General features: G+C 69.6%; 5 protein-coding genes. 3 read left to right on the forward strand and 2 right to left on the reverse strand.

The features are described from left to right. On the forward strand, positions 1-329 hold a 329-nt coding region (locus PKE44_RS01965; RefSeq protein ID WP_324547980.1), incomplete at its 5' end, for an S-adenosylmethionine:tRNA ribosyltransferase-isomerase. 113 nt (positions 330-442) lie between these two features. Continuing rightward, positions 443-1,318: a protease HtpX gene (gene htpX, locus PKE44_RS01970; RefSeq protein WP_324547981.1), complete on the forward strand. Its 876-nt coding sequence runs from the start codon at positions 443-445 to the stop codon at positions 1,316-1,318. 91 nt (positions 1,319-1,409) lie between these two features. Here htpX and PKE44_RS01975 read toward each other — a convergent pair whose 3' ends face one another. Then, on the reverse strand, positions 1,410-3,500 hold the full coding sequence (locus PKE44_RS01975) for an EAL domain-containing protein (RefSeq protein WP_324547982.1): 2,091 nt from the start codon (positions 3,498-3,500) through the stop codon (positions 1,410-1,412). Between the two features lie 54 nt (positions 3,501-3,554). Continuing rightward, positions 3,555-4,559 (reverse strand): EF-P beta-lysylation protein EpmB, encoded by a 1,005-nt coding sequence (epmB, locus tag PKE44_RS01980; RefSeq protein ID WP_324547983.1) that lies wholly within the window; start codon positions 4,557-4,559, stop codon positions 3,555-3,557. Positions 4,560-4,609: 50 nt separating this feature from the next. Here epmB and efp point away from each other — a divergent pair, with 50 nt between their 5' ends. Continuing rightward, a complete protein-coding gene (gene efp, locus PKE44_RS01985) occupies positions 4,610-5,179 on the forward strand; it encodes an elongation factor P (protein ID WP_324547984.1) in 570 nt (189 codons plus the stop codon). The last annotated feature ends 18 nt before the right edge of the window (positions 5,180-5,197 follow it).

Consider the following 5,197-nt stretch of genomic DNA (forward strand, 5'->3'; position numbering starts at 1 on the left):
CCGTCGCCGCGGCACGGGCGCGTGGTGCGCGCGTGGTCGCCGTCGGCACCACCGCCGTGCGCAGCCTCGAATCGGCGGCGGCCGGCGGGGAGCTGCGGCCGTTTGCCGGCGACACCGACATCTTCATCACGCCGGGCTACCGTTTCCGGGTGGTCGATGCGCTGGTGACCAACTTCCATCTGCCCGAATCGACGCTGCTGATGCTGGTCTCGGCGCTGGCCGGCCATGCGCAGGTGATGGCCGCGTACCGGCATGCGGTGGCGGCGCGCTACCGCTTCTTCAGCTACGGCGACGCGATGTTCGTGCGCGGTAGCCGGCCAGCGGGCTGAGCCGTTACGAAGCTCTTACAGGTAACGCCTTGTCGGCGCCTGCCGGCGCCCCCATGATCGTCGCAGTCCCGCGCCCGCAGACCGGCGCGCGGGGATCGTCGAGGAGACTCCCCATGAAACGCATCCTGCTGTTTGTCCTGACCAACATCGCCGTGCTGGTGGTGCTGAGCATCACGGCGAGCGTGCTCGGCGTCGATCGCTTCCTGACGCGCCAGGGGCTGAACCTGCCGGCGCTGCTCGGCTTCGCGGCCGTGTTCGGCTTCGGCGGTTCGCTGATCTCGCTGGCGATGTCGAAATGGATCGCCAAGTCCTCGGTCGGCGCCTACGTGATCGAGGTGCCGCAGAATCCGACCGAACGCTGGCTGGTCGAGACCGTGCAGCGCCAGGCGGCGGCGGCCGGCATCGGCATGCCCGAGGTCGCGATCTACGACTCGCCCGAGATCAACGCCTTCGCGACCGGCGCGAGCCGCAACAACGCGCTGGTGGCGGTCAGCACCGGGCTGCTGTCGAACATGAGCCCCGACGAGGTCGAGGGCGTGCTCGCGCACGAGGTCAGCCACGTCGCCAACGGCGACATGGTGACGCTGGCGCTGGTGCAGGGTGTGGTCAACACCTTCGTGATCTTCCTGTCGCGCGTGGTCGGCTTCGTGGTCGACCGGGCGCTGTCCGGCAACCGCGACGACGAGGGCGGGGTCGGCATCGGTTACTTCGTGACCAGCCTGATCTGCGAGATCCTGTTCGGCTTCCTGGCCTCGATGATCGTCATGTGGTTCTCGCGCCGGCGTGAATTCCGGGCCGATGCCGGCGGTGCACACCTCGCCGGCCGCAACCGCATGATCGCGGCGCTCGAACGCCTGCGCCAGATGCACGAGCCTTCGCACCTGCCCTCGCAGATGGCGGCCTTCGGCATCAACGGCGGCACCGTGCAGCGCCTGTTCATGACCCACCCGCCGCTGGAAGAGCGCATCGCCGCGCTGCGCGCCGCCTGAGCGTCCTCGCCCCGCGCACGCCCGGAAGCCCGCCGCCTGCGGCGGGCTTTTCGTCGGGGGCGGATAAGGGGAGCGGAAAGGCGCGCCGGGTTCAGCCGAACTGGCTGAAGTCGAACACCAGCTCCGGGGCCGGGGGCTGCACGATGTCGCCCTGGACCAGCATGGCGCCGAACTGCCAGGTGATCGCCATCTGCGCCGGGTTGTCGACGCCGGTCATGATCACCTGCGTGTGCTGCTCGGCAGCGAGCGCCGTCAGGTGATCGAGCTGCTGCTTGAAGGCGGCATCGCGCTGGGCCTGCTCCATGAGTTCGATGTCGATGCGCACGAAACCCGGCTGCGACTGGCGCAGCAGCTGCTCCGAGTACGGGCGGCCGCCGAAGCCGTCGAGCGCGATGCGGCAGCCGCGCGGTTCCACGGCCTGCTTGAGCTGGATCAGGTCGGCGAAGTAGGGCTCGACGACGGTCTCGGCGACCTCCAGCACCAGCACGCTGCCGGGCAGGTTGCGCTCGGCGAGCTGCTGCAGCAGCCAGTCGCGGTATTCGGCATCGGTGATCGAGTTCGACGACACGCGCACGAACACGGTCGGCAGGCCGGCACCGGCCGCGCCGCGCGCCGCGATCGCCGCGAGCGCCGTCGCCACCGTCCAGCGGTCGAGCTGGCGCATCAGTCCGCGCGTCTCGGCGAGCGGCAGCGCCTCGCGCAGGTCGAGCGGCTGGCCCTGTTCGTCGCTCGCGCTCAGGCAGGCATCGAAGAACTCGCCGCGGGCACCGGTGAAGCTCGCGATCGGCTGGTAGTACAGATGCACGCGCTGTTCGACCACGGCCTGACGGAAGGCGCGCAGGATGGTGTCGCGCCGCGCGATCGAGTCGCGCTCCGGGGCGACCGGCGTGTAGATCTGCACCTGACTGCCGCCGAGCTGGCGGGCCTGCTCGCAGGCCTTGTCGGCGTAGGAAATGATCTGCGTGGCGCTGGAGTTGGTGTCGCCGATCATGCAGATGCCGATGCTGGCCTTGGCGGTGATCAGCATGCCGCCGGCCTGGATCGTGTGGTTCTCGATGCCCTGGCGCACGCGCTCGCCGAGTTCGGCGACGGCCCCGCGCGCCGACAGCGGCGTATGCACCGTGAAGGTTGCATCCGAGAAGCGGGCAACGATCTCCTGCGGCCCGACCTGCTGCTGGATCGCCTCGGCGACGCCGCGCAGCAGGTCGTCGACGGCTTCGAGCCCGAGGCGTTCGGCGACACCGCGGTAATCGGTCATCAGCACGTAGAGCACGGCACCGCCGAGGCTGCCGCTGGTGGTCGCCGAGGTGTGGATGCGGTTCAGCAGCTCGGTGAAGTACTGGCGGTTGAACAGCCCGGTCAGCGTGTCGTGTTCGACGAAGTAACGCAGCTTGTCCTGCACCTCGGGCTGCTCGCCGCGCGGTTCGCGCACCAGCAGCTGCAGGCAGAATTCCTCGTTCATGCGCGCTGCCGAGGCGAGCAGCACGATGCGGATCTCGCTGCCGTCGGCGCGCACGCCGCGGCATTCGAGGCCGTCGCCGAGCGGGGCGTTCGGGTTGCGCTCGCGGGCGCGCAGGTAGCTCTTGACCGCGTCGCGGCTGTCGCGGTGGATCAGGTCGATCAGCGTGGTGTCGACCAGCGCGTCGTCGAAACCGAACAGCGCCCGGTAGCTCGGGTTGGTGTAGATGTGCGCGCCGGCGTGGATGTAGGCGATCGCATCGCGCGAGGTTTCGAGCAGCGCCTGCGCGCGGGCCTCGGCCTCGCGGTACAGGCCTTCCCAGCGCCGCGCCTGGCGGCGTTCGTTGAGCCGGCCGAGTTCGAGCCGGGCGACCAGCGGCAGCGAGTTCGAGTGATTCAGCGCCGCGATGCGGTCGGCCCCGGCGTTGAGCAACTGCACGGCGTCGATGCCGGCGGTCTCGTCGGCGACGGCGATGACCGGGATGTCCTTGAAGGCGCTGTCGATCGAGTCACGGACGTTCTCGATCGGCAGCACGCCCTCGCCGATGCGCACGATGGCGAGGTCGAAGGTCTGTTCGTCGATCAGGTGCTGCAGCGTGTCGATGCGGTCGGCCTGCCAGTGGCGCACCAGGAAACCCGCCGCCCGCAGCGGGCGCAGTACCGGCTGGGCATCGGCCTGGGGCCGGTCGACCAGCAGCAGACGGATCGTCGAATCAAGGGACACGCGCGGTTTACCTCGGGTCAGGACGCGACGGATGGCGCTCCGTGCAGGCTGGAATCAGCAGAGGGGAGTCTTGGCGGGCCGGCCGGCTTCCTCGCGCACCAGCCGGGGCACCAGATAACCGGGCAGCATCGCCCGCAGTGCGCCCATGATAGACAAGGCCTGTTGCTCGGAAACCTCAAAGTGTGTCGCACCCCCCACGCGATCGAGCAGGTGCAGGTAATACGGCAGCACGCCGGCGGCGAACAAGGCCTCGGACAGCGCGGCCAGCGTCGTCGCCGCGTCGTTGACGCCGGCGAGCAGCACCGACTGGTTCAGCAGCGTCACGCCCGCGGCGCGCAGGCGTGCGCAGGCCTGCACCAGCGCGGCATCGATCTCGCGGGCATGATTGACGTGCAGCACGAGCACGACCGGCAGGCGGCTGCGCAGCGCAGCGAGCAGGCCGGCGTCGATGCGCCCGGGGTCGACGACCGGCTGGCGGGTATGGATGCGCAGGCGTTCGAGTTGCGGCACGGCGTCGGCGGCCTGCACCAGCTCACGCAGCCGGCGGTTCGACAGCGTCAGCGGATCGCCGCCCGACAGGATCAGCTCGCGGATCGACCGGTCGGCGTGCAGGTGCGCGAAGGCCGCCTCCCAGCCGGCGGGACTGGCGCCGGTGTCGGCATAGGGGTACTCGCGCCGGAAGCAGTAGCGGCAGTGGATGGCGCAGGCACCGGTCACGAGCAGCAGCGCCCGTCCGGCATACTTGTGCAGCAGGCCCGGCGCGACGCGTGCTGCGGCATCGCCGACCGGATCGGCGCCGAAGCCCCCGGCCGTGGCGAGCTCATCGGCGAGCGGCAGGACCTGGCGCAGCAGCGGATCGGCCGGATCGCCGGGACGCATGCGCGCGACGAATCCGGCCGGTACCCGCATCGGAAACCGTTCTGCCGCGCGGCGCGCCGCCGGCAGCAGGGCCGCATCGAGGCCGAGCCGTTCGAGCAGGGTGGCGGGATCGGTGAGCAGACGGGCCCCGGACCCGTCGGTGGCAGGCGTGTCGTCGGCATGCGCGACAGCGGCTATCATCGTCGGCCTTCTCAACTCGGATACGCTCCGTTCCACGCAGGTCAGCGACGATGGCGACTTATAGTACCAACGAATTCAAGTCGGGTCTGAAGATCATGCTCGATGGCGACCCGTATGCCATCGTCGAGAACGAATTCGTCAAGCCCGGCAAGGGCCAGGCCTTCAACCGCGTGCGCGTGCGCAACCTGAAATCCGGGCGCGTGATCGAGCGCACGTTCAAGTCCGGCGACTCGGTCGAGGGCGCCGACGTGCTCGACATCGACATGCAGTACCTGTACTGCGACGGCGAGTTCTGGCACTTCATGAACCCGACCAGCTTCGAGCAGCTCGCTGCCGATGCCACGGCCGTCGGTGACAACGCCCGGTGGCTGAAGGAAAACGACCTCTGCCAGCTGACGCTGTGGAACGGCGTGCCGCTGTCGGTGCTGCCGCCGAACTTCATCATCGCCCGCATCACCGAGACCGACCCGGGCCTGAAGGGCGACACCTCCGGCGGCGGCGGCAAGCCGGCGACGCTCGAAACCGGCGCGGTCGTGCGCGTGCCGCTGTTCGTGCAGACCGACGAGGTGATCAAGGTCGACACGCGCACCGGCGAATACGTTTCGCGCGTCAAGGAATGAACCGTCCTTGCCGGCGCC

It is taken from the genome of Plasticicumulans sp., assembly GCF_035331805.1.
Lineage (GTDB): Bacteria > Pseudomonadota > Gammaproteobacteria > Competibacterales > Competibacteraceae > Plasticicumulans.